Annotated in this window: 18 protein-coding genes; 9 read left to right on the forward strand and 9 right to left on the reverse strand. The window is 41.4% G+C overall.

Annotated features, from left to right (window positions below):
• Positions 1 to 97: 97 nt before the first annotated feature.
• Together MTO98_RS20890 and MTO98_RS20895 are read right to left on the reverse strand one after the other, a co-directional pair.
• The gene (locus tag MTO98_RS20890; RefSeq protein ID WP_243480925.1) at positions 98 to 2,038 is read right to left on the reverse strand and encodes an LTA synthase family protein; all 1,941 of its coding nucleotides are present in this window, start codon (positions 2,036 to 2,038) and stop codon (positions 98 to 100) included.
• 440 nt (positions 2,039 to 2,478) lie between these two features.
• The gene (locus MTO98_RS20895; protein WP_243480926.1) at positions 2,479 to 3,042 is read right to left on the reverse strand and encodes a KilA-N domain-containing protein; all 564 of its coding nucleotides are present in this window, start codon (positions 3,040 to 3,042) and stop codon (positions 2,479 to 2,481) included.
• A 234-nt stretch (positions 3,043 to 3,276) separates the two neighbouring features.
• Here MTO98_RS20895 and MTO98_RS20900 point away from each other — a divergent pair, with 234 nt between their 5' ends.
• From MTO98_RS20900 to MTO98_RS20910, 3 genes are read left to right on the forward strand one after another with little or no spacing between them, the layout of a single operon-like run.
• Complete coding sequence (locus tag MTO98_RS20900; RefSeq protein WP_243480927.1) at positions 3,277 to 3,675, forward strand: DUF2809 domain-containing protein; 399 nt, start codon at positions 3,277 to 3,279, stop codon at positions 3,673 to 3,675.
• 1 nt (position 3,676) lies between these two features.
• Positions 3,677 to 4,447, forward strand: coding sequence for an oxygenase MpaB family protein (locus tag MTO98_RS20905; RefSeq protein WP_243480928.1), 771 nt, complete (start codon positions 3,677 to 3,679; stop codon positions 4,445 to 4,447).
• 3 nt (positions 4,448 to 4,450) lie between these two features.
• A complete protein-coding gene (locus tag MTO98_RS20910) occupies positions 4,451 to 5,236 on the forward strand; it encodes a DUF817 domain-containing protein (RefSeq protein WP_243480929.1) in 786 nt (261 codons plus the stop codon).
• Positions 5,237 to 5,333: 97 nt separating this feature from the next.
• Here MTO98_RS20910 and MTO98_RS20915 read toward each other — a convergent pair whose 3' ends face one another.
• Complete coding sequence (locus tag MTO98_RS20915; RefSeq protein ID WP_243480930.1) at positions 5,334 to 5,885, reverse strand: sugar O-acetyltransferase; 552 nt, start codon at positions 5,883 to 5,885, stop codon at positions 5,334 to 5,336.
• Between the two features lie 214 nt (positions 5,886 to 6,099).
• On the opposite strand from MTO98_RS20915, the gene MTO98_RS20920 reads away from it, so the two are divergent.
• Positions 6,100 to 6,555, forward strand: coding sequence for a hypothetical protein (locus MTO98_RS20920; protein WP_243480931.1), 456 nt, complete (start codon positions 6,100 to 6,102; stop codon positions 6,553 to 6,555).
• Between the two features lie 61 nt (positions 6,556 to 6,616).
• On the opposite strand, the gene MTO98_RS20925 is transcribed toward MTO98_RS20920, so the two are convergent.
• Complete coding sequence (locus MTO98_RS20925) at positions 6,617 to 7,165, reverse strand: fasciclin domain-containing protein (protein ID WP_243480932.1); 549 nt, start codon at positions 7,163 to 7,165, stop codon at positions 6,617 to 6,619.
• A 224-nt stretch (positions 7,166 to 7,389) separates the two neighbouring features.
• Between MTO98_RS20925 and MTO98_RS20930 the strand changes: the two genes are divergently transcribed.
• Together MTO98_RS20930 and MTO98_RS20935 are read left to right on the forward strand one after the other, a co-directional pair.
• Positions 7,390 to 7,620: a helix-turn-helix domain-containing protein gene (locus tag MTO98_RS20930; RefSeq protein WP_243480933.1), complete on the forward strand. Its 231-nt coding sequence runs from the start codon at positions 7,390 to 7,392 to the stop codon at positions 7,618 to 7,620.
• A 98-nt stretch (positions 7,621 to 7,718) separates the two neighbouring features.
• Positions 7,719 to 8,111, forward strand: coding sequence for a DoxX family membrane protein (locus MTO98_RS20935; RefSeq protein ID WP_243480934.1), 393 nt, complete (start codon positions 7,719 to 7,721; stop codon positions 8,109 to 8,111).
• 17 nt (positions 8,112 to 8,128) lie between these two features.
• On the opposite strand, the gene MTO98_RS20940 is transcribed toward MTO98_RS20935, so the two are convergent.
• The 5 genes from MTO98_RS20940 to MTO98_RS20960 form a co-directional block, all read right to left on the reverse strand.
• The gene (locus MTO98_RS20940; protein WP_243480935.1) at positions 8,129 to 8,746 is read right to left on the reverse strand and encodes a TetR/AcrR family transcriptional regulator; all 618 of its coding nucleotides are present in this window, start codon (positions 8,744 to 8,746) and stop codon (positions 8,129 to 8,131) included.
• Positions 8,747 to 8,803: 57 nt separating this feature from the next.
• Positions 8,804 to 10,351 carry a DHA2 family efflux MFS transporter permease subunit gene (locus tag MTO98_RS20945; protein ID WP_243480936.1) on the reverse strand — a complete coding sequence of 516 codons (1,548 nt, stop codon included), beginning with the start codon at positions 10,349 to 10,351 and terminating at the stop codon, positions 8,804 to 8,806.
• Positions 10,352 to 10,818: 467 nt separating this feature from the next.
• Positions 10,819 to 11,190, reverse strand: a complete 372-nt coding sequence (locus MTO98_RS20950) for a glyoxalase (protein ID WP_243480937.1) — start codon at positions 11,188 to 11,190, stop codon at positions 10,819 to 10,821.
• Positions 11,191 to 11,319: 129 nt separating this feature from the next.
• On the reverse strand, positions 11,320 to 13,998 hold the full coding sequence (locus MTO98_RS20955; protein WP_243480938.1) for a c-type cytochrome: 2,679 nt from the start codon (positions 13,996 to 13,998) through the stop codon (positions 11,320 to 11,322).
• Between the two features lie 42 nt (positions 13,999 to 14,040).
• On the reverse strand, positions 14,041 to 14,898 hold the full coding sequence (locus MTO98_RS20960) for a DUF1080 domain-containing protein (protein ID WP_243480939.1): 858 nt from the start codon (positions 14,896 to 14,898) through the stop codon (positions 14,041 to 14,043).
• A 343-nt stretch (positions 14,899 to 15,241) separates the two neighbouring features.
• Between MTO98_RS20960 and MTO98_RS20965 the strand changes: the two genes are divergently transcribed.
• The 3 genes from MTO98_RS20965 (at position 15,242) to MTO98_RS20975 (ending at position 24,084) form a co-directional block, all read left to right on the forward strand.
• Positions 15,242 to 19,321, forward strand: coding sequence for a hybrid sensor histidine kinase/response regulator transcription factor (locus MTO98_RS20965; protein WP_243480940.1), 4,080 nt, complete (start codon positions 15,242 to 15,244; stop codon positions 19,319 to 19,321).
• A 189-nt stretch (positions 19,322 to 19,510) separates the two neighbouring features.
• Positions 19,511 to 20,356: a family 16 glycosylhydrolase gene (locus MTO98_RS20970; protein ID WP_243480941.1), complete on the forward strand. Its 846-nt coding sequence runs from the start codon at positions 19,511 to 19,513 to the stop codon at positions 20,354 to 20,356.
• Positions 20,357 to 21,021: 665 nt separating this feature from the next.
• Positions 21,022 to 24,084, forward strand: a complete 3,063-nt coding sequence (locus MTO98_RS20975; RefSeq protein WP_243480942.1) for a TonB-dependent receptor — start codon at positions 21,022 to 21,024, stop codon at positions 24,082 to 24,084.
• The last annotated feature ends 5 nt before the right edge of the window (positions 24,085 to 24,089 follow it).

Consider the following 24,089-nt stretch of genomic DNA (forward strand, 5'->3'; position numbering starts at 1 on the left):
TTTAAACTTATCGTAAAATCTATAAAAAAGATGCGAGATCCAGTCTACGTAAATCAGGGAATATGCATAAAGCAATAACGTAAAATCAAAATTACTGTTACTGCTGCTTCGCCACGAGTTTCCCGTTAACTATCCTATCGGTATAATCCTGTATCAGGGCTTTGCAGTCCTGCATGCCTTTTTGCATTTCGGCGTTTGGTTGGGCGGTCATCAGGTTTTTCTCCAACCCTTTATCACTCACAGCAAAAATTCCCGTAAAGTTTTTACCATCAAAAAGGTAAGTGTAATTACCCTGCATAAACTGGTAAATATTACCTGTAGAATTGATGACCCTCGGCTGTTCATCAGGCAAGTTGCTTACCAAACTCCGCCCCCAGGACCTGAAAGGTTTATTATAGCCAATTAAACCGGCCAGCGTTGGATAAATATCCATTTGTGATGCCAGATCGGTACGGACGCCCTTAAGGTTATAGGCGCTGTTTGCGCTGTAAAACAAAATTGGTACCGCGAAACGGTTAACCTGCTTGCTGTATTCGGCATAATAAGTTTGACTGGTATGGTCGGCCGTGATCACAAAAATAGTATTGTTAAACCAGGGCTGTGTTTTAGCATAATTGAAAAAAATCCGCAGAGAATTATCGGTATACTGAACACATTTATCAATAGCCAGCGGACCGCCCTTAAACCTTGCTTTATATTTTTCGGGCAATTGGTACGGATCATGTGACGACAATGTGAACAACGTAGCCATAAAGGGCTGCTTTTGCCCGCTCAGCGTGCGCCCCATAAACTGAAAAAAGTGTTCGTCCCAAATACCCCAGATGCCGTCAAAATCTTTATCATCGTTGTATTCCGTACGGCCGTAATAATGCTGATATCCCAAAATATTGCCAAACCCCTGGAAACCCATGGAACCGTTGGCCGCCCCGTGAAAGAACGAAGTTTGGTACCCCATGCTATCACAAACCGAAACTATGGACTGGATGTGTTGTTTTGCATACGGCGATGAAGTAAAAGCATTCTGAAATGACGGGATACCGGCCAATACCGACGACATGGCATGGATAGACTGCCTGCCTGTTGCGTAGGCATTGGTAAATATGAGGCTGCTGTTGGATAGAGAATCCAAAAACGGCGTATATGATTTAAAGCCCGGTATATTAACGTCCCGGTTCATACTGCCCCAATATTCGCGGGCCATGCTTTCCAATATAATGATCACCACATTGGGCTTGGCGGCCGGTTGGGTAGTGTATAGCTTTATGGGTTTGATGTTGTTATTAATGTAAGTTTCATCCACCCAGTGCTGCAATTTATAATTATTGGTGCCAAGCGTCCGAAAAACGGCAAAAGGAGTATTCAACACAATATCGCCCTGGTTTGGAACCGTAATGTGCTTGTAGGCATCAACCATGTTGATAGGCCTGGTGCTATGCGCAAAATCGCCCCTGATACCGCCAATTACCAGTGTAAGAATAAGCAGGAATGATACTATCGACGACAGAAAATACACCTTCTTATCCGCAACAACCGCGGGCTTTTGCTTCACCCGATTGTATAGCCAGATCCAGCAAACAGAGCATAATATAAATATAATGATCACATACCAGTAAGCTTCAGAAAAATGGGTGAATAACAGTTTCTTGTTATTTTCATCGGCAAGCACATCAAGCGTAGCCTTGGTTGATCGTACCTGACTAAAACGATAGTAAATGATATCAACAAAGTTGGTAGCGTAGGCCAGTAAATTGGTAACAAAGTAAAGTATAGCCACACCTTTTTGAAACGCGGGCCGCGTATTTACTGTTAAGGGTAAAACGCTGAGCAGAATAAACAGGCTGTTGATATAAAGCAATGCTGTAGTATCAAAAGCCATACCGTAATAGCAGAGCTTAAGCAAAGCCCAAAAGCTATCCACTGCAAACAGGTGAGTATTGAATGCAAAAAACAATACCCTGGCAATAAAATAGAATAAATACCCTAAAAACAGCCTGTATAAAAGCACTTTATATTCGGCCAACCTTAATTTACTTTCCATGAAAAACGCGTTGCTTTAGTTTCCCTAAAGGTTTGACCGGCAGGAGTTGATCAAACCAAATTGCCCCGGGAGCTAATAAAAAGCGAAAGTAAAAAAAATAGAATAACAATTATTTAATACTAAATCAACAGCGATTTAATGACATTAGGTTGGCAAATGAAATGTTGAACATCGGTACGAAAGAGAAATCTTCTACACCTATACCTATAAAAGCAGGGTGTAGATGCGTCCACATGGCAGTCTTGAGAGGGCCGCGATGGGGAAAAGCGTGAGCAGGGGGTATTAAGCCGCCCGGAGATTAACAGCCCCCTGATCAAGAAAAGAACCGCATATTCCCACGCTTTGATGAGTTTTCATCTTAAAGTATGGTAATGGCGAAAACACTTGAACTTACGAATTTTATAACAGATAGAATGCTGCGCCTGCTTTATATAGAATAACTAAATGGCTTTTAATTGCCTGTACTGCCTTAAAGTGGCCTGGTTGTTTCTCTTGATCCTGTAGGGAAGCTTTTTTAGTTTTTCCTGCAATAGCATATACGATTGAAAATCGGCGTTGCCCTGCAGTTTCTTCACCAGTTTATCCAATTGATCTTCAAACTTTACAATTTGCTTGTAGGCTTCATTATTATCCCGCAAGTTGGGTAAAAACTCCCTGATAGTGCTATATACCCATACCTCAAATTTAGGGTTGAGCCAGCCGGCAAATTTCAATGCTAAAACTTCGCACATCCAGAGGCCGTCCAGTCTGTTCACAAATATCATTGCTTCCAAATCCAAAGAACTCTTTATATTATTCCCTTCAGAATTCGATTCATTAAAAGGCAATGGAATGTTCTTCAACTCTTCAATAAAGTCTTTAGTTTGCTGAAGCTTTAAAAACTCAGTTGGATTTTTCCCAAAGATCTTACCCATTTCTGTGGCATTGATCATCAGATCTTTATCGCTAATATCAAACTCAACCACCTGGTTATTAAATTCAAATTCAAAAACTGCATTTACCATACACCTGCTTTAACTTATACCTGTAATTAAACTACAAGTATACCAACAGTAATTTTAAAACTACAAAAATTAGCAAAAAAAGTTATAAACAATAAAAATACCATAAAAATTAGCAAACAGATCGCATTATGCTGCATGATAGTGAATGTGTTCCATAAAAAATAAAAGTCCCTCCCCTCATTGAAATTTAAAACATTCTAATAACTTTGCAATACAAAGTACTTTTTAATTAACATGAGCAATAACAAGCCATACTTCATTTTAACGCTGATCCTTTTCATCACAGAGGTATTCATCGGCATATATCTACATGACAAGCTCATACGCCCATTTGGTGGCGACCTGCTTGTGGTTATCCTTATTTATTGTTTTGTAAAAACCTGCGTTAATACGCCGTGGCTTAAAACAGCGGTCGGCGCACTGTTTTTTGCGTATATGATTGAAATATCACAGTACTTTAACCTGCTTGCCCACCTTGGCTTACAAAACTCAAAGTTAGCAGCTATACTGCTTGGGCATTCGTTTTCCTGGGGCGATATGCTTTCCTATACCATAGGGATCTCCATTGTAATACTCACAGAATTATTTTGCAGGCAACAAAATAGCAGCATACCAAAAATTAAAAACATATAGCATGGATTTTTTTGTAGATGAACATTCAATAGTGCGCAAGATTTGGGGCAAGGCGGATACTATCCTGTTTATTTTTGCCGGTGCCGCAGCCGAGTTTGCTTTAAATAAGGCTGTCGACTGGCTTTATTTCACCGGAAAACTCCCTGCCGACCCTCTGTCCCGCTTGTTTAGCACCGTAGCGTATTCCAGGCAGATTATTTTCTCGGAGCGTGAAGCTGCTTTAAAAGCAATTGATAAAATAAATGCCATACACAAAAGCGTTGAAACCGAACGCGGCTCCCAAATACCAGACTGGGCCTATCGTGATGTGCTTTTCCTGCTCATCGATCTATCTATCCGCTCATATGAGCTATTGGAAAAGCCGCTCTGCCTTGCCGAAAAAACTGAGGTATTTGATGTGTTTTATAACGTTGGTAAACGCATGCAGCTAAAAGGTTTGCCAATAAATTATGAACACTATGTGCAGATGCGCCAGGATCATCTTGAGCATAACCTGGTTAATAGCGCCTTTACAGCCGATTTATATCAACAATACAAAAAGCACCTTGGTTTTACCCGCTATCACATCTTGAAACAGGCACAACTGCTAACCGTGCCTGCACAGGTTAGCCTGCAACTGCCATTAGGCAAAATAGCCTGGCTCTGGCCTGTTTTAACGATCTACAAAACAGTAAAAAATCTTAAACCAGGAAAGTTTTTCAGGGATGCCCTCCTGCCAGTACAATATAAAACCCAGATTCAGGGAATGGATGAGGCATACGCCTTAAACTGATCTATGAAAACCACCCTCAAACATTTCTTCATTTTTGTGCAACAGCAGGCCCTCTCCTGCCTGTTCCCTGTTTTAGTATTTGTAATGCTGGCTCTTTCACATCTGTTTACCGGTATCCTGCCGCGCTATGACTTTATGCTGATTACCTGCCTGCTGATCCAGGCGGCTTTGTATTATACCGGGATCGAAACTAAAGATGAAGTACTGGTAATATGCATATTTCACCTGCTGGGCTTGCTGATGGAGCTTTTTAAGGTCCATTATGGATCATGGGCTTATCCCGAATTTGCTTTTACGAAAATAGGCGGCGTACCGCTGTACAGCGGCTTTATGTATGCCAGTGTTGCCAGTTACATGTGCCAGGCCTGGCGAAGGCTTGACCTGCAAATACAAAACTGGCCTAACCGGTATGTTACCCGCACAATAGGTATTTTAATATACCTTAATTTTTTCAGTAACCATTTTATACCTGATGTACGCTACGGAATAGGTGTGCTGATCCTTTATTTTTTCAGGCAGTCGGTTGTTGTATTTTATTTAAAAGGTAAACCTTACAGCATCTCAACCATATTATCATTTATGCTCATTGGCTTTTTTATATGGCTTGCCGAAAATATAGCTACCCGGCTTGGGGCCTGGCGGTATGCTTATCAGCATCATACCTGGGCAGTAGTAAATTACCAGAAAATAAGTTCATGGGCTTTCCTGGTAATTGTAAGTTTTATAATTGTTGCCGAATTGAAATTATTAAAAAATAGTACAAAAACATCGCCTATACTGTCGGCTTAAAACTGTCTTGCAAGCCCCCCATCCAGGTTTGGTAAAATTCGTGCAACGATGTGTCTTGATCACATGAAATTTCCAAATCTTAATTAAAATTCCGAAATTATAACGCCCTGATCACGCGGCAGGGGTTCCCTGCAGCCACAACATTAGCTGGAATATCTTTGGTTACCACACTCCCTGCACCTATTGTGGTATTATCACCTATGGTAACACCGGGGCAAACAATTACGCCGCCGCCCAGCCATACGTTATTGCCAATAGTTATAGGCGCAGCATATTCCGGACCTTTAATCCGCTCTGCTGCTATAACCGGGTGATAAGCCGTATAAAGCTGAACATTGGGTGCCAGGAACACATTATCGCCAAAAGTAACGCGGGCACAATCCAGTATGATGCAGTTAAAATTCAAAAACAGGTTATCGCCTGCAGTTATATTAAAACCATAATCACAGTAAAAAGGGGACTGAATGTCGATATTGCCTTTAAAGCTTCCTAATAATTGTTTTAACAGCGCGGCTTTGGTTTCCTTATCATCGTAACCTGCAGCATTGTATTGTGTAAACAGTAGTCTTGCTTTTGAACGGGCAGCAACAAGTTCGGCATCCCCGGCGTTATACAGCTCGCCGGATATCATTTTTTCAAGTTCGGTCATAGATTATGTTTGCAGGTGTAGGTTGCAAATATAGGCGCTTAATATTAAAACTTGTAAAGTACCAGCGGTTTATGCCGTTAACCTATATTACTGGCGCGCATTCCATTCCGATATGTTTTATCCTGTAATGCACTGATTTCTAATTTTAAAAAACCTTTCCCGAAATTGAAAGTTATATTAATAGTTAACTTTTTGTAAACAAAAGGAAAAAACTATGAAAAATTTAAGAATAGCAGCCGCAGCTATCGCCCTGTCGTTAGCCGGCTCATTTGCAATAGCCGATGGTCATAGGCCTCAAGATAGCGGCACCACCATAGCAAAGTATTCAATGCCTACCGATACCGTACCCGGTAAAAATAAAAAGAAACCAAAAACACCGGTACCAACGCCTGCGCCAACTGATCCGGCGCCAAACCCGAACCCGGCACCTACGCCAACTCCTACCCCCACACCAACGGAGCCGAACCGGGTGCCGATGCCTGTGCCGACGCCAACACCTGCGCCAGCCCCGACACCAACGCCAAACCCTTCGCCAACACCTAATACCCCTAACCCGGTGCCGCAGCCAATTCACCAAATATCCCTGGCCCAACACCAAGCCCGACACCTAACCCGTCGAGCCCAACAACGCCTACAAACCCTGTGCCTACTCATTAAACAAGGCACCTAAATAAAAAAGCCCGGAGCTTGCAGAGCGTCCGGGCTTTTAATTTTTTGTTACCTTAGTTTGATTAGTTTGGCATCAATACAGTGTTAACCACATGGATAACCCCATTTTTTTGGAAAACATCGGCAATAGTGATCCATGATTTGCCGCCCTTTTCATCAACAAGGTATAGTTTTTTGCCTTGAGCCATAACAGTAAGTGTTCCGCCTGCCACTGTTTTTAATTCAGTTTTTCCTTTTCCCTCTTTAACTTTAGCCCACAAATCTGCCGAGCTTAAGCGGCCTGCAACCACGTGATATGTAAGGATCTTTGTCAGCATTGGTTTGTTCTCCGGTTTTAACAGCGTTGGAACTGTTTCTTTGGGTAGTTTATCAAACGCCTCGTTAGTTGGGGCAAAAACGGTGAACGGGCCGTCGCCTTTCAGGGTTTCAACCAAACCTGCAGCTTTAACAGCGGCTACAAGTGTAGTGTGGTCTTTTGAATTTACAGCATTGTCAATAATATCTTTAGTTGGGTACATAGCCGCACCGCCTACCATTTTGGTTTGAGCATTGGCTTTAGGGGCTATTGCAAAAATTGCTAATGCAAAGGCCGCGATAATCATCTTTTTCATATGTTACTGTTTTTAATTGTTTGGGAGGAACTACGGGGAGCAATAACAGGCAGATTCAACCAGCCAACAAAAACAAGATAAAACATTGTATATCAACACATTAACTACACCCTGTTTTAGAGTAAAGCATTCAGCGCCTGTATCAAACAACCTAAGTGTTTATTATTAAAACTCCAATCCGAAGCGTTCCTGATTACGTTTATCAATCAAACAACCAATCAAAAATGCTTACCGAAAAACTTATAGCAAACCGGATCCGTGCGGTTAGGGAAGAAAGAAATTATACCCAGTTTTACGTTGCCTACAAACTCAGGGTATCGCAAAACACATTCAGCAAAATTGAGCTGGGCAACGTTAAGCTAACGCTTGCAAGGCTTATTGAAATAGCTAAGATATTAGAAATAGACCTTGTGGAATTTTTAAGAGAAGAGCACCTGTATATTATTGCACGCTAAATAATTGACCAGGCATCATATACATTATCGTTTATATTCTAAGATTGCAAGTTTGATCATCAATTTTTGATAAATTCAGCCCGGATTATAAACAATTCATGAAAACTACAACACTGATTTGCCGGGTATTGCTCGGTTCACTCTACCTGATATTCGGACTTGATTACTTTTTACACTTTATACCTTACCAGCCATTGCATACCGGTAAAGCGGGTGCCTTTATAGCAGGTTTAAAAGGCACGGGCTATTTTTATCCTATGCAAAAAGTAATACAGATAGTGGGCGGGTTATCATTAATGTTTAACCGGTACGCACCGTTTTCGGCAGTGGTGTTATTCCCTATCAGTTTAAATGTACTATTGTTCCACACATTTTTAGTACCATCAGGATGGCTTATGGGCGTTACGCTTGTAGTACCCAACCTGTTGCTGGGCTATGCTTACCGCAAATACTATAGCGGAATGTTTACGATGAAAGCCATTGGAGAGTGATCATGGCTGGCAGGCTTTTAATTGTTGCCCCCCTTCAATACCTGCCCTATCCATCCCGGGATCAGTTTCCTCCTTTCTTTCATCATCTCTACAAACTCAGATGAGTCGAAATACCCTGCCTCCAATTGCCGGGGGCGCACAAGAAATGGAAAAACAATCATGCCTGCTATATTCCACATCAGGTGGATGGGATGAAATCTAATAGTACTATCGGCCTGCAGTTCATAAAGTTGTTTGGCAAAAACGGAACCTGTTAATGTTTTAACTTTTTCAACCATAGGCAATGTGGTTTGCCCCGCAAGCACCTCGTTTACCATAAAAAAAGGAAAGTCGGGGTTCTCCAAAAGCTGATCGATGTAGTATCCCACGCAGGCATCTATCTTTTCGATGGCAGTGGTAGCTTCATCATTCAAAACAGGTTCGATCTTATCAAAAAGCTTTTGAATGGTTTCGTCCATGATAAAAGCAAAAAGGTTTTCTTTACTGCGGAAATAATAATTAACCGATGCTACGTTTGTGTTGGCCCCGGTTGCTATATCCCGCACAGTAGTAGCCAGAAAGCCTTTTTTGGTAAAGATCTGCCTGGCAGCGTTCAATATTTTCTCTTCGGTTGTAGTTTCGGCGGTGATAGTCATGGAATGATATATGTTTTCAAATTTAATCATTCAAAAACATATATCATCCGGGGCTTTTTAATGCGTATCCGCTACGGCCTTTTGGCCTTTTACAATCGGCGCTAAAAATATCAATGGAATTGCTGCCAGCATTACCCAGCCAACCACAATGTAAGCATCATTGTAACTTAGCAGTGTACTTTGTTTATTTACCGTACCATCAATGGCGGCATAGGCCATTTTTGAGGCATCAAAAAACGACTTGCCTTTGGCCATGAACCCGTGTAACAATGCGTTGTACCTATCGGTAAAATAAGTATTGTACGGATTGATGTTATTTAACAGGTTGTTACGGTGTGTTGCCACGCGAATGTGGATCAGCGTGTTTAAACCAGCTATCCCAAACGAACCACCAAGCTGGCGCATCATATTATTTAAGCCTGTACCCTGTCCTATTTCGGCACCTTTTAAACCACCAATTGCAATGGTAGTAAGCGGAACGAAAAGCAGGGATAAACCAATACCCCTGATAGCCAACGGCCAAAAGAAATCGCCGGTGCCCGATGCCAGCGTTGAACCACTCATAAACCACGAAAACACGAAGAACAAAATCATGCCGCCTACAGCCATGAATTGTGCGGGCAGGCCTTTGTTAAGCATAATGCCCACAAAAGGCATCATCATAATGGTAAACAAACCGCCTGGCAGCAAGATCTCGCCGGTTTGCTGTGCCGAAAACCCAAGCAGGTTTTGACAAAAAACAGGAAAAACAAACTGCGACCCATACAAGCCTACGCCAAGTATAAACGAGGTAACCATACCGGCAGAAAAGCTGCGGTGCCTCATGATCTTAAAATTAACGATAGGATGGTCCGTACTTAATTCACGCCACAAAAAAAGTAGGAAGCCGATAACCGCAGTACAGGTAAGCACAATGATATAGGTGGTGGCAAACCAATCCTCATCCTCACCTTTTTCTAATATAGTTTGTAAACTGCCAACTGTTATGGCCAGCAAAGCAATTCCCCACCAATCAATGGGCTTATCTTTCGCGTCTCTGGCTGTCACCTTTACATACATTACCGTAAATATTGCTGCCAGAATCCCCACAGGTATATTCACATAAAAAATCCAGCGCCAGGCGGCATGGTCTGTTATATAACCACCAATTGTAGGGCCTATGGTTGGGCCAACAACTGCTCCCAATCCAAACAGGGCTGTGGCAGTGCCCAGTTGTTCTGCAGGCCAGGTTTCAATCAGGATAGCCTGCGATGTTGAAAGTAAGCCGCCGCCCGCCAAGCCTTGCAAAACCCTGAAGGCAACAAGCTCGGTAAGGCTATGGGCATTACCGCACAAAAACGAAGCTATGGTAAACAGAATGATGGAGGCTAAAAAGTATTTTTTACGCCCGAAAAAACTGCTCAGCCAACCCGACATAGGCAAAATGATCACGTTTGCTACGCTATAACCTGTCACTACCCAGGCAGCATCGGTTATTGTGGCCCCAAGGTTGCCTTGAATTTGGGGAATGGAAACGTTAACTATGGTAGTATCTATTAATTCTAACAATGAAGCGATAATTACTGTGATAGTAATTATCCACTTTTTAAATCCTGACTCGGCCATTTGATAAAAGTTTGATGTCTTAAATAATGGCACAAAATTAATCAATCGTTTGATTAAAACATTTGTTTAAAATAATTGTATGAATTATTACGATGGAGTGACAAGCGAATTTTAAAGAAGATTTACAGGGCGGGTTAAAGATTAGCGTGAATCCGATAAGGATTACCAGGCGAGGCTTAAGGACATTAATAGCTTTATCAGGAGAAAAAGCCGACTATACCCTTAGCAAACTTCGCTGCCTGCGTATATTATGGGCGCTCACACCCAGATATTTTTCGGAAGAAGAAATTAAAATCATGTCATTGAGGAGGGACGACGAAGCAATCTCTTAGCTAAGCAAATCGGATATGTATTGACTACAAGACTGCCACGCTCAATGACATAATTTTTTTTTTGGGGGGGGGTAATTCATATTCCGAACAACAGGCCAATCCTATTCTCCAAAACAGTTCAGAACGCAAAAAATATTAAGATTTATTAGAAAACTCACCGAAATGCCAAAGTATGCCGGAGGGATCATGTAAAAAGCATTCCCTCCCCCATTGCTCTACGCGGATTGGGGTTAATCTTGCACCCTGGTATTTTGAAGGCAGATCTAAAGCTAACAGTTCATTCCAGTAGCGGGCAACGTCATCAACTTCCAGAAAGATCATGGTATTGTCTATCCAGTCTTTAACGTATGCGTTTTGTAAGTAAAAAGCAAGTTGGCCGGTTTTAAAAACGGACATATTAGCATCAAGTACAACCTCGTCAAATCCCAGATCGCGGTAAAAACTACGTGATATTTCAAAATTTTTAGAGCCAATGAACGGCCTGAGCGATACAGCGTTGTGTTGCATAATTGGTAGGTTTTAAAATCAGGCCGGCAACCTGCTTAATTTTGTTGCAGATTGCCGGCGGCTAATTAAACACTAAGATACTTTATACCTGCTGATTTTCAAACAACTCCTCAGGATTCAGCCTCGTTATTAGTTTTTTTGCTGAGAAAGAAAAGTAACAAGTGATGCAAACTCGTCATAGGATAATGCGTTGGCAAGGCCTACAGGCATCATGGATGTTTTCAATTCCTTACGGCTAAGCACATCGCTTGATTTAATGGTAAATACATCCCCGGTAATGTTTCTCATCACTATTTTCTGAGCAGACTCATCCGTAATAAATCCCATATAGCTTTTATTGCCTTTAGCTGTTATCATTACAGTAGCAAACCCCTGCGAAATAGAAGCGCTTGGCTTTAAAATAGATTCGGCAATTTGCTGGCGGTTCATAATTGAACCAATCTGCCCCATAAAAGGACCTTTTAGCTTTTCGCCGCGGGTAAGGCTATGACAGGCAACACAGCCTTGGCGGGTAAAGAGGGCCTTCCCTATTTTGGGATCTCCTTTAACTTTAGCTAACATCAGCATCACATCTTCGATGGAAGTATTACCGATCTGTCCTTTCTTATTCAATATTTTCGCCAAATCTACTTTAACCTCTTTTGTCGCAGCATCTTTTTCTTCACCGCCAAACGCAGTGATACCCATTTGATGGCGCTCATTCAGATCGGCAAAAAACTGTTTGCCCGCAGCACCTGACTTGCTCCGCTGAAGCGTAAGAAATTTTTCGATCCGGGGTGAGGCTTCCCAGGTTACACCTTTATAAATGGGACCATGCGAGTCGGGCCTTGTTCCCCACCACCATGAAGCATCATAAGGCGCTTCCTGTTTATAAAGGCGGGCCAATGTTACCAATATCTGTTTCTTTGTTTTAAGATCTTTAACTTTTGGGTAAGCAGCAATTAATCCGTTTACCGCCCTGGCATCATACATGTAACGCAATGCCCATAACCCCAATGTTGAATTGGGTGTTCCAATAGCACTAACACATGCGTCAACCGCATTCATACTTACAAGTGCCCTTACAGCTAAGTGAGGCAGTATTATGGCCGAATTAGGTGTTGCGTGAGGCCCTTCGGTATTTTTAGCAGGTGCTACAAAACTTGCAGGAACCTTAGTTTTAAGCAACTCATGGGCAGCCTCCAAACGTCCAAGGCGCCCCAGGCCTATAATTGCCGCAGCCTGCACGCGTGGCGACGGATCTTTCAGTGCACTTAAAAAAGGAGCAATCGGAACCTGTGCTATCCCATCTTTCCTGTCCGTTAACTCACGTAATGCAAATTCTCTGAGGGCATTGTCATGGGTAAGTTGCACAAGGTTAGATATCCCACTTTCCCTGGCAATTTGAGCATAAGTAAAAAGAGCGGCTGCCCGGGCATATAAAGGAGCACCTGTTTCTGATGCAATAGCAAAAGCTGCTTTACTACTTTCGCTTGCAGGCCTGGTTATAAGTTCCTGAGATGCATTTAACCTTGCTACTGCGCTCTGTGATTTTAACATGTTGGCTAAATCAGCCACTGTCATTGCCTTAACGTCAGGAAATGCCTTGTATGACCATCCATTTGGTATGGCCCTGATAACATAGCCCTTTGACGCGCTGCCAGAATATCCGGCCCCATCCCAGGCCGAGAGGTAAAGCCTTCCGGATCCATCAACATCAAGATCGGTGATCTGTGGAAGTTCAATAAATGGTTCTTCTGCTTGCGTAAAGCTGGGCCCATCGGGCGTTACCCTGTTTATATAAAGTTCACTCCGTCCCCAGTCGGCGGTCATAGGCACATGATTATACTTTTCAGGCCAGGTTGGTTCGTCCATAAACAATGAGCCAGTACCCGAACCACCACCCAAATCAACCAGTCCGGGCAATATTTCGTCGGTAAAATGCTTGAATAATAGTGGGTAGCCATATTCGCCGGATTGGATATGATGCGAAAAACGAATATTCCAGCCGCCGCCGTCGTTGGTATTATCGCGGGTAAATATATTCATGTAAGAGTCTATAGCTACATCATAGATATTACGTGTACCATGTGTATAAACCTCCATCTCTTTGCCGTTTGGCCTTACCCTTATAATACCGCCACCAAGCATGGTCAGTTTTTTACCATCACGGTCTGTCGCATCGTGAAAACCAAAATCCCCTACTGCTATGTAAATCCATCCGTCAATACCCATGCGGATACCATTAGTAGCATGGTCGGTTCCACGTTCGGCCAGCATGTGCGCATTACTTAAATGTTCAATTAGTGGTTTTGGCGGCCCATCGGCTATACCATCGTGATCTTTATCTTCAAAAACTTCCAGGATCATGCCACTCGCTTTACCTGTTTCTTTCGAAAAAACGGTATGAAGCACAAAAACCTGGTCGCCCATGATGAGTATGCCGCGCGGATCGTCAACATCGGCAAAATCTGTATGCTTATCTAACTTACCATCATTATCGCTGTCAATAAGTTTAATTATCCGCCCTTTTCCCGGATCTTTACCCAGCGAACCGATCATATCAACGCCAACAAACACCTCACCGGTAGCTGCAACGGCCAAACAAGCCGGACTTGGCGTAATATCAGGCCCGGTAAACCTGGTGATTGTAAAACCGGCAGGCCAGTGGAGCGAATCGCGCTTAGAGAAATTTAAATCTCGCCCTTTTGTTGATGATGAAACACTGCGTTTAGCTGGCGTAATTCCGCTCGCGCCGGTATTCGCAAAATATTTGAATGTCAGCAAAAATGATATGCATAAGAACAGGGTCAGGGAAAACTTTAACATCGTTACTTTTTGGTTATAGGTAAATTTATTTGTGATTCTATTTTATTGTTTAGCAATCCGTTTTTCGGCCGTTAACTGCTGTATTATTCCGGCAAGCTTTTGAGGGTCATGCGTATATTTTTCGAGGTTAACAATTTCAACTTTCCTGAACTCAACCGGATGACTTTCGCTTTGCAGGGAAATTGTGCCGCTCTTTAACAATGCGCCTTCTTCTGCCCCGCCAACAGGATCCAGCTGCGGGCGCTGATAACGTAACACTTCCTCGCCGTTTACATAATGTACAACCAGCGAATCACCTAATACCAATGCCTCTACCCTAACCCATTGATCGCCATGAAAAGTTGCCGATTTTGAATCCAGGCAATGACTTTTAACAACCGAGTTGTCAAGCACATACTGTGTTCCGGGGGTGCACACATTGGCTGTTGGCCGTTTGTCCTTACCATTGCCCCCCAATAGTTGCACCTCAATTGACACGGGAAAATCCTGATCGAGGCCCATTGTTTTAGGATCCTGTCCATATATCATAATACCGCTGTTGCGGTACGCCCATCCGGGACCATCTTTAACCTGGTTGCCTGTAAAACGGTATTCCACACCTATCAGATAATATGAAAAAGGCTTTTTATAAAACAAATGTCCAAACTGCTCGTCAAATTTTTCATACTGATCATAATTTACCTGGATCTTATGATCAACTACCCTGAAGGTATTACCAAAATTTTCATTTACAGCATGTTTTCTGATCTTAACAGTCCAATCCTTCAGGTCTTTCCCGTTAAAAAGCTGTTCCCACTTAACTTTTACTTTTGGGTCAGGTTTTTTAAACGCCAATAAAGCTATCAGGCCTGTTAACAATAAAATATTCAGAGTCGAAAAAATGAGTCCACGTTTTATCATGACAATTATTTTTTGATATCCAACTATAAGCTTATCCGTTAGGAAAAAGACAGATATTTATATAGGTATAACCGGTTATTTGACCAAAAATGCAATATTACAATCAAAAAAAAGGGGGGTAAAGCCCGAAATTTAAGGGGGTAAAATAAAACACAGGTAAAAACCCTGCACGTATCATATTTATTACATAAATAACCAATCTATAAGCCTGTAACCTTCCTGTTACTAACATCACCCTGTTCCGTTCCCTGATTTGTAACATTATCGTTCGGAGCTGAAAACACAACCCTTTTGCCAATGATTTTGATATTTTTACTTACCAGTTGTTAACTAATAATTTATAATGTATACCAGGATAAATAATATTTTAAATCCGAAAATATACTTTAGCTTTCTTTTCCTTTTTATTTACCTGAATGTTTTTGGCTTTACCAACGGCCACCCTATAAGGTATTTTGGCATTGAAAACGGATTATCAAATAACGCGGTTACCTCCATTTACCAGGACCAATACGGATTTATATGGATGGGCACTTATGATGGCCTAAACCGGTATGACAGTGATGAATTTAAGATTTATAGAAACGAGTGGAATAACAGTAAATCGCTCCCCTACAATCACATCAGCGCCTTAAATGGAATTGGCAATAAGATTTTGATAGGTACGCAGCGCGGACTCGTTTTTTATAATTACCAGGACTCCTATTTTTACCCCGAGTATTTTCAGGAACACAGCAGCGGTATCCGCCTAAAAATAGCTTCAAATATAAATATCATAGTAGCCGATAAAGACAGCAACTTATATATAGGCACAGATGAACTTGGATTGTTGAGATATGATAAAGCCAGAAAACTTTACCTGCAAACGGAGCTTACCAAACAATATAATTATAGCGTAAAAGCAATATGCCCAACCCATAATGGTGCCTGGGTATTTATAAAAACCAAAGGACTTGGTTTTTATGACTTCAAATCCGGACGGATAAATATCGTTGATACCCGGCTCAGCAGCGCCAGCTGCTTGCTTACAGATAAAACCGGCAACGTTTGGATAGGTACAGAAAACGGTTTGTTTTTGTTCAATATCAAAACAAAAACACTCAACAGGTTTAGCCCGGCCGCCAACAGGCTTACAAGCGATAATATATCCAACCTAACACTTGATGAAAAAGACAACATATGGATAGCTACCGATGGCGGAGGCGTTAATATTTTAAATACCAGCAATGGCAAACTAACTTTCATTACCAATGGTAACACGGAAGGCTCGTTGCGAAGCGGAGCTATTACCACTGTTTTCCATGACAAGGAGTATAGAGAGTGGATAGCAACACTACGCGGAGGTGTTAGCGTTGTTGACAACCTGAAAAAACCATTTGCACTTTATAACAATGATCCATTCAATAAAAACAGTGTGATCAATAATTTCATCCTCTCGTTTTGTGAAGATGAAAAGCATAACCTGTGGATAGGCACGGATGGCGGCGGACTTTCTTATTGGGATATTAAGAACAATATATACACCGGCTATACCCATGCATCAACCGGCGGTGGCTTGAGTACTGATTTTATCGTGAGCATAGTTAAAACCTTTGATAATAAAATATGGATAGCCTCCTTCAACGGCGGTATCGACGAATTTAATAAAGCCACGGGCGTTTTCAAGCATTACAATTGCTATAATACTTTAACCCGGACAGCCGATAAAAATCTTTGGAAATTATTTGAAGACTCCAGGCATCATTTATGGGCCAGCACCACCCGCGGTGGGCCATTATACCTTTACAACCGCAAAAAAGATTACTTTGAACTATTTGATGAAAGCCTTGTTAACATACACACTATTTTTGAAGACAGGAAAGGAACATTATGGGCAGGTAATTATACCCGGCTTATTAAAATAGACACTGTTAGGAAAGCCCATTTGTTTTTCAATGTTGGTTATGGGATAAGAACCATTGCAGATGATAATTCAAACCATTTGTGGATTGGAACTGAAGGAGGAGGCTTATTGAAATTTAACCTTAAGGATATGAGCTATCTGAGGTATACTAAAGTTAACGGCCTGCCAAGTAATTCAATTCTTAATATCCTTATCGACAATAAACAGAACCTGTGGTGCAGTACATATAACGGCCTTACCAGGTTTTCTCCGGCAAATAATAAGTTTACAAATTACATTGTTTCTGACGGCCTGCAAAGCCTTCAATTTAACTACAATGCAGCTATACGGCTTCATTCGGGCAATATGGCATTCGGCGGGATCAACGGATTCAATATATTCAATCCCGATAGCATCGAGGTAACAGACCATCACCCGGATCTTCGGATCACCGGCTTAAAGGTTGACAGTTCAGAAGCCGATGGCTCTGCCGAACTGTTAAAAGACCAATCGGTAGCCGACCTTAAAACAATAAGCCTTAATTATTCGCAGGCTGCGCTCACCCTTCGTTACACAGCCCTTGAATATTCCTTTCCTGATAAAATTAATTATGCATACTATCTTGAAGGCTGGGATCACAGGTGGAATTACGTAGGCAAAACCCAGTCGGCGTATTATACTCATTTGAGTGAAGGCAATTATACGCTCAGGATCAAAGCAACAGATACAAGAGGAAATTGGATGCCAAAACAGATAAACGTTCAGGTTATCGTGTTTCCTCCGTGGTACCGTACCTGGTGGGCCTATGTAATATACACCGCTATTATTTTCGGTATAATATACATCTGTTTCCTTTACCGGGTAAAACAGACAAAACTTAAATTTGAAATTAACCTGGCCAACCTAAAAGTTGAAAAAGAAAAAGAACTGAACGAAAAGAAGCTTGCTTTTTTTACCAATGTTTCACATGAGTTCAGAACTCCTTTAACATTGATCATTAACCCCATCAAAGATCTGCTGGATAAAACCAAAAGCCATTCGGATGAGCTAAGTACAGTGTACCGGAATGCCCGACGATTATTGGGGCTGGTAGATCAGCTTTTGCTGTTTCGCAAAATTGAAAGCGAAAACACGCAGTTAAATATAAGCGAAGTGAATTTCGTAAACATATGCGAGGAGGTATTTTCATGCTTTGTTCATCAGGCTAAAATCAAAAAATTAAATTACACGATAAAAACATCCGGAAGGAATATCTCCGTATTTGCCGATGTTGAGAAAATCGAGATATCATTATTTAACCTTATTTCAAATGCGGTTAAATTTACCCCCGAGCATGGTACCATTAATATTGTTGTAGAAGACGATGATACCCACGTTTTATTTAAAATAACTGATAATGGCATTGGCATTAGCACCGAAACCGGTGATAAGTTGTTTGATAAATTTTACCAGGTAAAAGATAATAATTACTTTAAAAAAGGATTCGGCATAGGTTTATACCTGGTTAAGGTTTTTATAGATTGCCATAAGGGCACAATAAATTATGTAAATAATAAAACCGGCGGAACCACCTTCACCTTAAAGCTGCCAAAGGGGATCAAGCATTTTTCGGCTGAGGAAATAAACCTGGTAGCAAATCCCGATTACAATTTTGTGAATGACCTTATAGATCATGACAGTAAAGAGCTTGTTGAGGAAAATAATGAATTACAAAAGCTTGAATTGTTTAGCCAGGAAAAACACACCATCATTGTCATTGACGATAATGAACAGATAAGAACATATATCAAAAAAATATTTTTTGTCGACTATTTGGTTATTGAGGCAAAAGATGGCACAATTGGCCTCGAGCTGATCAAAAAACATATTCCAGACCTGATCATCAGCGACATTGTTATGGATGGAATAAACGGGTTGGATTTATGTAAAATGATCATGGAAGATACGGCCATAAAACATATTCCGGTTATTTTGCTCACCGGTGATACTACACCTGATATCATGATAAAAAGCCTTGAACAAGGTGCCATAGATTTTTTACGCAAACCATTTGATAAAGAAATACTTACAGCAAGGGTTAAAAGTGTACTAAGAAACAAAACCAAGCTTCAGCAATACTTTTATAAAGAGGTTACAAAAGAAAACGTTGCAATTAATATTTCCCGCGAAAACAAAGACCTGCTTAATAACTGCATTGCCGTTATAGAACAAAACTTCATCAATGATGATTTTGATGTGTATGCACTGGCCGATGCAATAGGGATCAGTTATCCAACGCTTTTCAAAAGAATTAAAAGTACTACCGGCCAGTCAATCAACAACTTTATCAGGTTTGTTCGCCTGCGCAAAGCTGCCGAACTCCTGATCCAAACCAATTGCAATATCAATGAGGCGGCAATACAGGTAGGCATTAGCGACATCAAATACTTCAGGGAGCAATTTCATAAACAATTCGGCGTCAACCCGTCAGAATTTATCAAAAAACACAGGGCCAATTTCCAGGTATCATATCGTTTAAATGAATTTGAAAACCTGCGGTAAATTTAAAAGTATGTATCAAGTTTAAAGGGTTCTGCGCTGTTTTTGTAAAAAGAGCCGCGGGGTAGCCCGATAGCAAATTTCGCCCCCTTTAATTTATAGGTTTACCCCTGCTTTGCCCCTCAAAATATCACTTATTTTGTTTGGGTATAAAACCAATACAACCATTTTAAACTATAATTATTCGTTTTTATGATAACCAGAATGATCGCTGCGGCCCTGCTCATATTTATTCCGTTTGCAGGTAAATGTCAACAGGATACAGTGGGCGGCTATAAATTAGTTTGGGCAGATGAATTTAATAGTAATGGCCCGCCCAATGCTGATAACTGGGGCTTTGAATCGGGGTTTGTACGCAACAATGAAGATCAATGGTACCAGGAGCAAAACGCAGCCTGCCACGGAGGCAAGTTGATAATTGAGGCTCAGAAGGTGCACCTGCCTAATCCTGGGTATCTACCCAACAGCATCAACTGGAAACAAAAAAGACAATTTATAGACTATACTTCATCAAGCATCAATACACGGGGCAAGCATAGTTTCCAATACGGACGGTTCGTGATGTGCGCCCGGATAAGTACCGATGCTGGGCTATGGCCTGCTTTTTGGACCCTGGGGGTTGAAAAACCGTGGCCGTCCAACGGCGAAATTGACATTATGGAATATTACAGAAATAAGCTTCTGGCTAATATTGCCTGTGGTACTGAGGCCCCTAACAAAGCAAAATGGTATAGCAATACCAAAGCCATGAGCACTTTTAAAACTAACTGGAGTAAGAAATTTCATATCTGGCGCATGGATTGGGATAAAACCGCCATCAGCTTATATGTAGATGATCTTTTACTTAACCGTGTGGCTTTAAAAGACCTTGTTAACCAGGACGGCAGCCAGTTTAACCCTTTTATGCAGCCGCACTATATATTATTGAACCTTGCAATCGGGGGCGACAATGGCGGTGCCCCTTCTGCCACAAAATTCCCTAAACGTTTTGAAGTTGATTATGTACGCGTATATCAAAAAACGCAAAACCCTGAATAATACTTGCCGGTAGTTAAAACTTTGACTGTTTAAATTATTTAAAAGAAATACTTCTGTTTATATGCGATTTAGTGTCAATAACACAAGCTTTTATAGATTATCCCCTTTTTTTTACAGCTTTACCCCCTTTTTTTCTGAAAAAATAGAGGTTAATTGGATAACCAATTAGCGTAGACTGTTTGTCATAACCCCTGCAATATTATAACAGCCTATTTATACAGATTTTTTTTATTTATTAAAAAGTTGCTTCCTGGCGCTATGAGATAATATAGCCTATAATGTAAAAAACGCATTGTGACTATAACTATCGCCACCAGGTTTATGAGCCAGGAAGCCGCTATGTTCTTTGAGAGTGCTGCGTGAATTTCGCTTTAAATTTAAATTGTTATTTCGACAATTATTTTCTATTAACTGAATCAAATAACCTAAACAAAAAATGATGGTAAAACAAAACAAGTAAAACGAAAAACGGACCAGGATCCAGATGCATTAAACCGATGCCAATTTTCAATTTTTAATCAAACCCAATTATGCAATATTTTTTACCTGATAAAATATCTTCGAGAAAAAAATTCGGATCAATAATTTTATCATTGATTCTGCTGGTAGTAATGCAAACAAGCAGCTATGCAGCAACTGCTTTTAACTCATTTAGTAGAATAACGTTGTCCCGACACGTGGCCGCCGGTCCAATTAAGGGAAAGGTGATTGACAAAACCACAGGCGAAACTATTATTGGAGCCTCCGTAAAGATTAAAGGGACAACTACAGGGGCTGTTACCGATGTAAACGGTAGTTTTACCCTTAATGCCGATGCTAACGCCGTGTTGGTAGTTAGCTACATAGGTTACGAACAGGCAGAGTTTCCTTTAAACGGACAAACGTCTGTAACTATCAGGTTGCAGGTGAACGCCAAAAACCTGAATGAGGTAATCGTAGTAGGCTACGGTACACAAAAGAAAACGTCTACAACCGCAGCTGTATCCACAATTCAAACTACAGAGATCGCAAAAAAACCTGTAGTTAATTTAACCAACAGCCTTGTTGGACGTGCTTCTGGTTTAATTATAACCCAGGGCAGTGGCGAACCAGGTTACGATGGCTCAAATATCCAGATCAGAGGTATTGGTTCTACCGGTGGTAGTTCTCCTTTATTGATTGTTGATGGTGTGCCTCGTGATTTCAGCCGTCTCGACCCAAATACAATCGAAAATATTTCGGTACTAAAAGATGCGGCTGCTGTTGCCCCTTACGGTGTGGCCGGTGCAAACGGTGTAATCCTGGTAACTACCAAAAAAGGTAAATCGGGCAAACCGACTTTAACTTATAATGGCTATTATGGCCTTCAAAATCCAACTAAAGTGCCAACCTTTGTTGGATCGTATCAATATGCACTGCTCAGAAATGAGGCCAATGCCAATGATGGTCAGCCACCTGCATACACAGCCGATGATATTCAGAAATTTAAAGATCATTCTGATCCTGACGGACACCCTGATGGCCATCCTCTACAGGAAATCATTCAAAAAAACCGCCCTATTACTTATCATAACGTAACCCTTGCCGGCGGTACCGACGATATCAAATATTTTGCATCATTAGGATACACCCACCAGGCTGGCATGTGGAGTACAACCTATCTTGACAAATACAATGGTTCGTTAAGTTTAACAGCAAATGCAACTAAAACCACTACAGTATCACTGTCTGTTAACAGTTATGTTGAGGATCAGCATTTCCCATCTCAAAGTGCTGCTACTATTATAGGTCAGGCTCAACGTCAGGCTCCAACTACACCAATCTACTACAGCAATGGGTTGTGGTCTGGTTACATCGGGCAGTCACTTATCGGCGAGATTTACCATAGCGGTTACCAGCTCAATGAAAACACAGCTGTTCTTTCGCAATTCACAATTGATCAAAAACTTCCTATTAAAGGATTGAGTTTAAAAGGCGTTATCAGCTACGATAATGGGCCCGATCCCCTGTTTACCGGGAACATGACCTCGGTTCAACGCATTTACACAACGCCTATTCCTTTTTATAATGTTGATGTTACTACAACTCCATACACCTATAAAGAGGGCGTACAAGGCAACTCAAAAGCTACGTTTACCGAAAACTATAGCCAAAACCATTCATTAACCGTTCAGGGATTGTTATCGTACTCAGGCTCGTTTGGCAAAAGCGACATTACTGCTTTAGGAGTATTTGAAAGCCGCCGCGTAAAATATGAGACATTCGGGGCTACAAAGTTCAACTACAATCTTGATATCGACGAACTAAATTATGGTGGCCCTGCTGCTGCAGACGCTACAAACAGCGGTTACTCCAACGGGCAAAAACAAATTGGCTACGTTTACAGGGTAGGCTATACCTACGACAAAAAATACCTGTTTGAAGCAGCCGGCCGTTACGACGGTAGCTATTTATTTGCTCCGGGCCATCGTTATGGCTTCTTCCCGGCGTTTTCTGCAGGCTGGCGTTTATCTGAAGAGAAATTCATCAAGGATAACTTACTTTGGATTGATAACTTGAAGCTGCGGGCTTCATGGGGACAGTCAGGAGCTTATCCAAGATCAGGAAATGCAATCCTAACCTATCAGTATCTGAGCCCTTATAACCCTTATGCCAACTCGGCTGTTATAAATGGCAGTGCAACACAAGGCATAAGCGAAGCATTACAGGGTAATCCAAACATTACATGGGAAAAAGCTAATAAAACTGATATAGGCTTTGAAGCCACTTTATGGAAAGGCTTGTTGAGCATTGAAGCTGACTATTTTTATGAAAAGCGGTCTAACATGCTTGTGAGTATCGGAAATACACTACCGGGCGAGTACGGTATCGGTACAGGGCTTGTCAATGGTGGTATCATGAGCAACCATGGTGTCGACCTTACTTTACAGAGCTCTCATAGCTTCTCAAAAGATTTGAGGTTAGATGTTACAGGTACCTTTACATTTGCCAGGAATAAGCTATTGCAGGTTTACGAAACCAGTGCAACGGCTAACAATCCTAACAGAAGGCAAACAGGCAGACCAATAAATACCATATTTGGGTACCAGGCGTTGGGCTACTTTAAAGCGTCAGATTTTAATGCAGACGGATCACTCAAAGCAGGCTTACCAGTTCCATCTTTCGGACCAGTTAAACCGGGGGATATCGAATACGCAGATTTAAGCGGACCAGACGGAAAGCCAGATGGTAAGATAGATGCTAATGACCAAACTGTTATAGGGCATCCAAATACACCTGAAATCATCTATGGCCTGGAGCCCAGATTAACCTTTAAAAACTTCGATCTCGATGTTTTGTTCCAGGGTTCGGGTAACAGCGATATTGTTATCAGCAACTATTTTGCGTTTCCTTTTAATGCATCCGGTTCGGCCTCTCAATTGGTGTATGATGACCATTGGACTCCTTCTACCCCTAATGCTTTATATCCAAGGGTTACAGGTACGCCTACGTCAAACAATACACAAACCTCTTCCTGGTTCGTCCGAAACGATTCATATATAAGATTAAAAAGTTTTGAAGTTGGCTATACCTTGTCAAACAAGCTGTTGCGAAATAAAATCCAATCGATAAGGGTTTATCTTGCCGGGCAAAATGTGATCAACTATTTACCACATGTAAAAGAGATCATTGACCCCGAAAATAGCGGCAGTAATACCAATTACTATCAGCAGCGTGTATTTTCATTAGGTTTAAATGCCACATTTTAACTAAA

This window comes from Mucilaginibacter sp. SMC90 (assembly GCF_022811725.1).
Taxonomy (GTDB): domain Bacteria; phylum Bacteroidota; class Bacteroidia; order Sphingobacteriales; family Sphingobacteriaceae; genus Mucilaginibacter.

Coding starts and splice junctions, on each gene's coding strand:
- MTO98_RS20890 (WP_243480925.1), bottom strand. CDS start 2,038: ATGGAAAGTAAATTAAGGTTGGCCGAATATAAAGTGCTTTTATACAGG.
- MTO98_RS20895 (WP_243480926.1), bottom strand. CDS start 3,042: ATGGTAAATGCAGTTTTTGAATTTGAATTTAATAACCAGGTGGTTGAG.
- MTO98_RS20900 (WP_243480927.1), top strand. CDS start 3,277: ATGAGCAATAACAAGCCATACTTCATTTTAACGCTGATCCTTTTCATC.
- MTO98_RS20905 (WP_243480928.1), top strand. CDS start 3,677: ATGGATTTTTTTGTAGATGAACATTCAATAGTGCGCAAGATTTGGGGC.
- MTO98_RS20910 (WP_243480929.1), top strand. CDS start 4,451: ATGAAAACCACCCTCAAACATTTCTTCATTTTTGTGCAACAGCAGGCC.
- MTO98_RS20915 (WP_243480930.1), bottom strand. CDS start 5,885: ATGACCGAACTTGAAAAAATGATATCCGGCGAGCTGTATAACGCCGGG.
- MTO98_RS20920 (WP_243480931.1), top strand. CDS start 6,100: ATGAAAAATTTAAGAATAGCAGCCGCAGCTATCGCCCTGTCGTTAGCC.
- MTO98_RS20925 (WP_243480932.1), bottom strand. CDS start 7,165: ATGAAAAAGATGATTATCGCGGCCTTTGCATTAGCAATTTTTGCAATA.
- MTO98_RS20930 (WP_243480933.1), top strand. CDS start 7,390: ATGCTTACCGAAAAACTTATAGCAAACCGGATCCGTGCGGTTAGGGAA.
- MTO98_RS20935 (WP_243480934.1), top strand. CDS start 7,719: ATGAAAACTACAACACTGATTTGCCGGGTATTGCTCGGTTCACTCTAC.
- MTO98_RS20940 (WP_243480935.1), bottom strand. CDS start 8,746: ATGACTATCACCGCCGAAACTACAACCGAAGAGAAAATATTGAACGCT.
- MTO98_RS20945 (WP_243480936.1), bottom strand. CDS start 10,351: ATGGCCGAGTCAGGATTTAAAAAGTGGATAATTACTATCACAGTAATT.
- MTO98_RS20950 (WP_243480937.1), bottom strand. CDS start 11,190: ATGCAACACAACGCTGTATCGCTCAGGCCGTTCATTGGCTCTAAAAAT.
- MTO98_RS20955 (WP_243480938.1), bottom strand. CDS start 13,998: ATGTTAAAGTTTTCCCTGACCCTGTTCTTATGCATATCATTTTTGCTG.
- MTO98_RS20960 (WP_243480939.1), bottom strand. CDS start 14,898: ATGATAAAACGTGGACTCATTTTTTCGACTCTGAATATTTTATTGTTA.
- MTO98_RS20965 (WP_243480940.1), top strand. CDS start 15,242: ATGTATACCAGGATAAATAATATTTTAAATCCGAAAATATACTTTAGC.
- MTO98_RS20970 (WP_243480941.1), top strand. CDS start 19,511: ATGATAACCAGAATGATCGCTGCGGCCCTGCTCATATTTATTCCGTTT.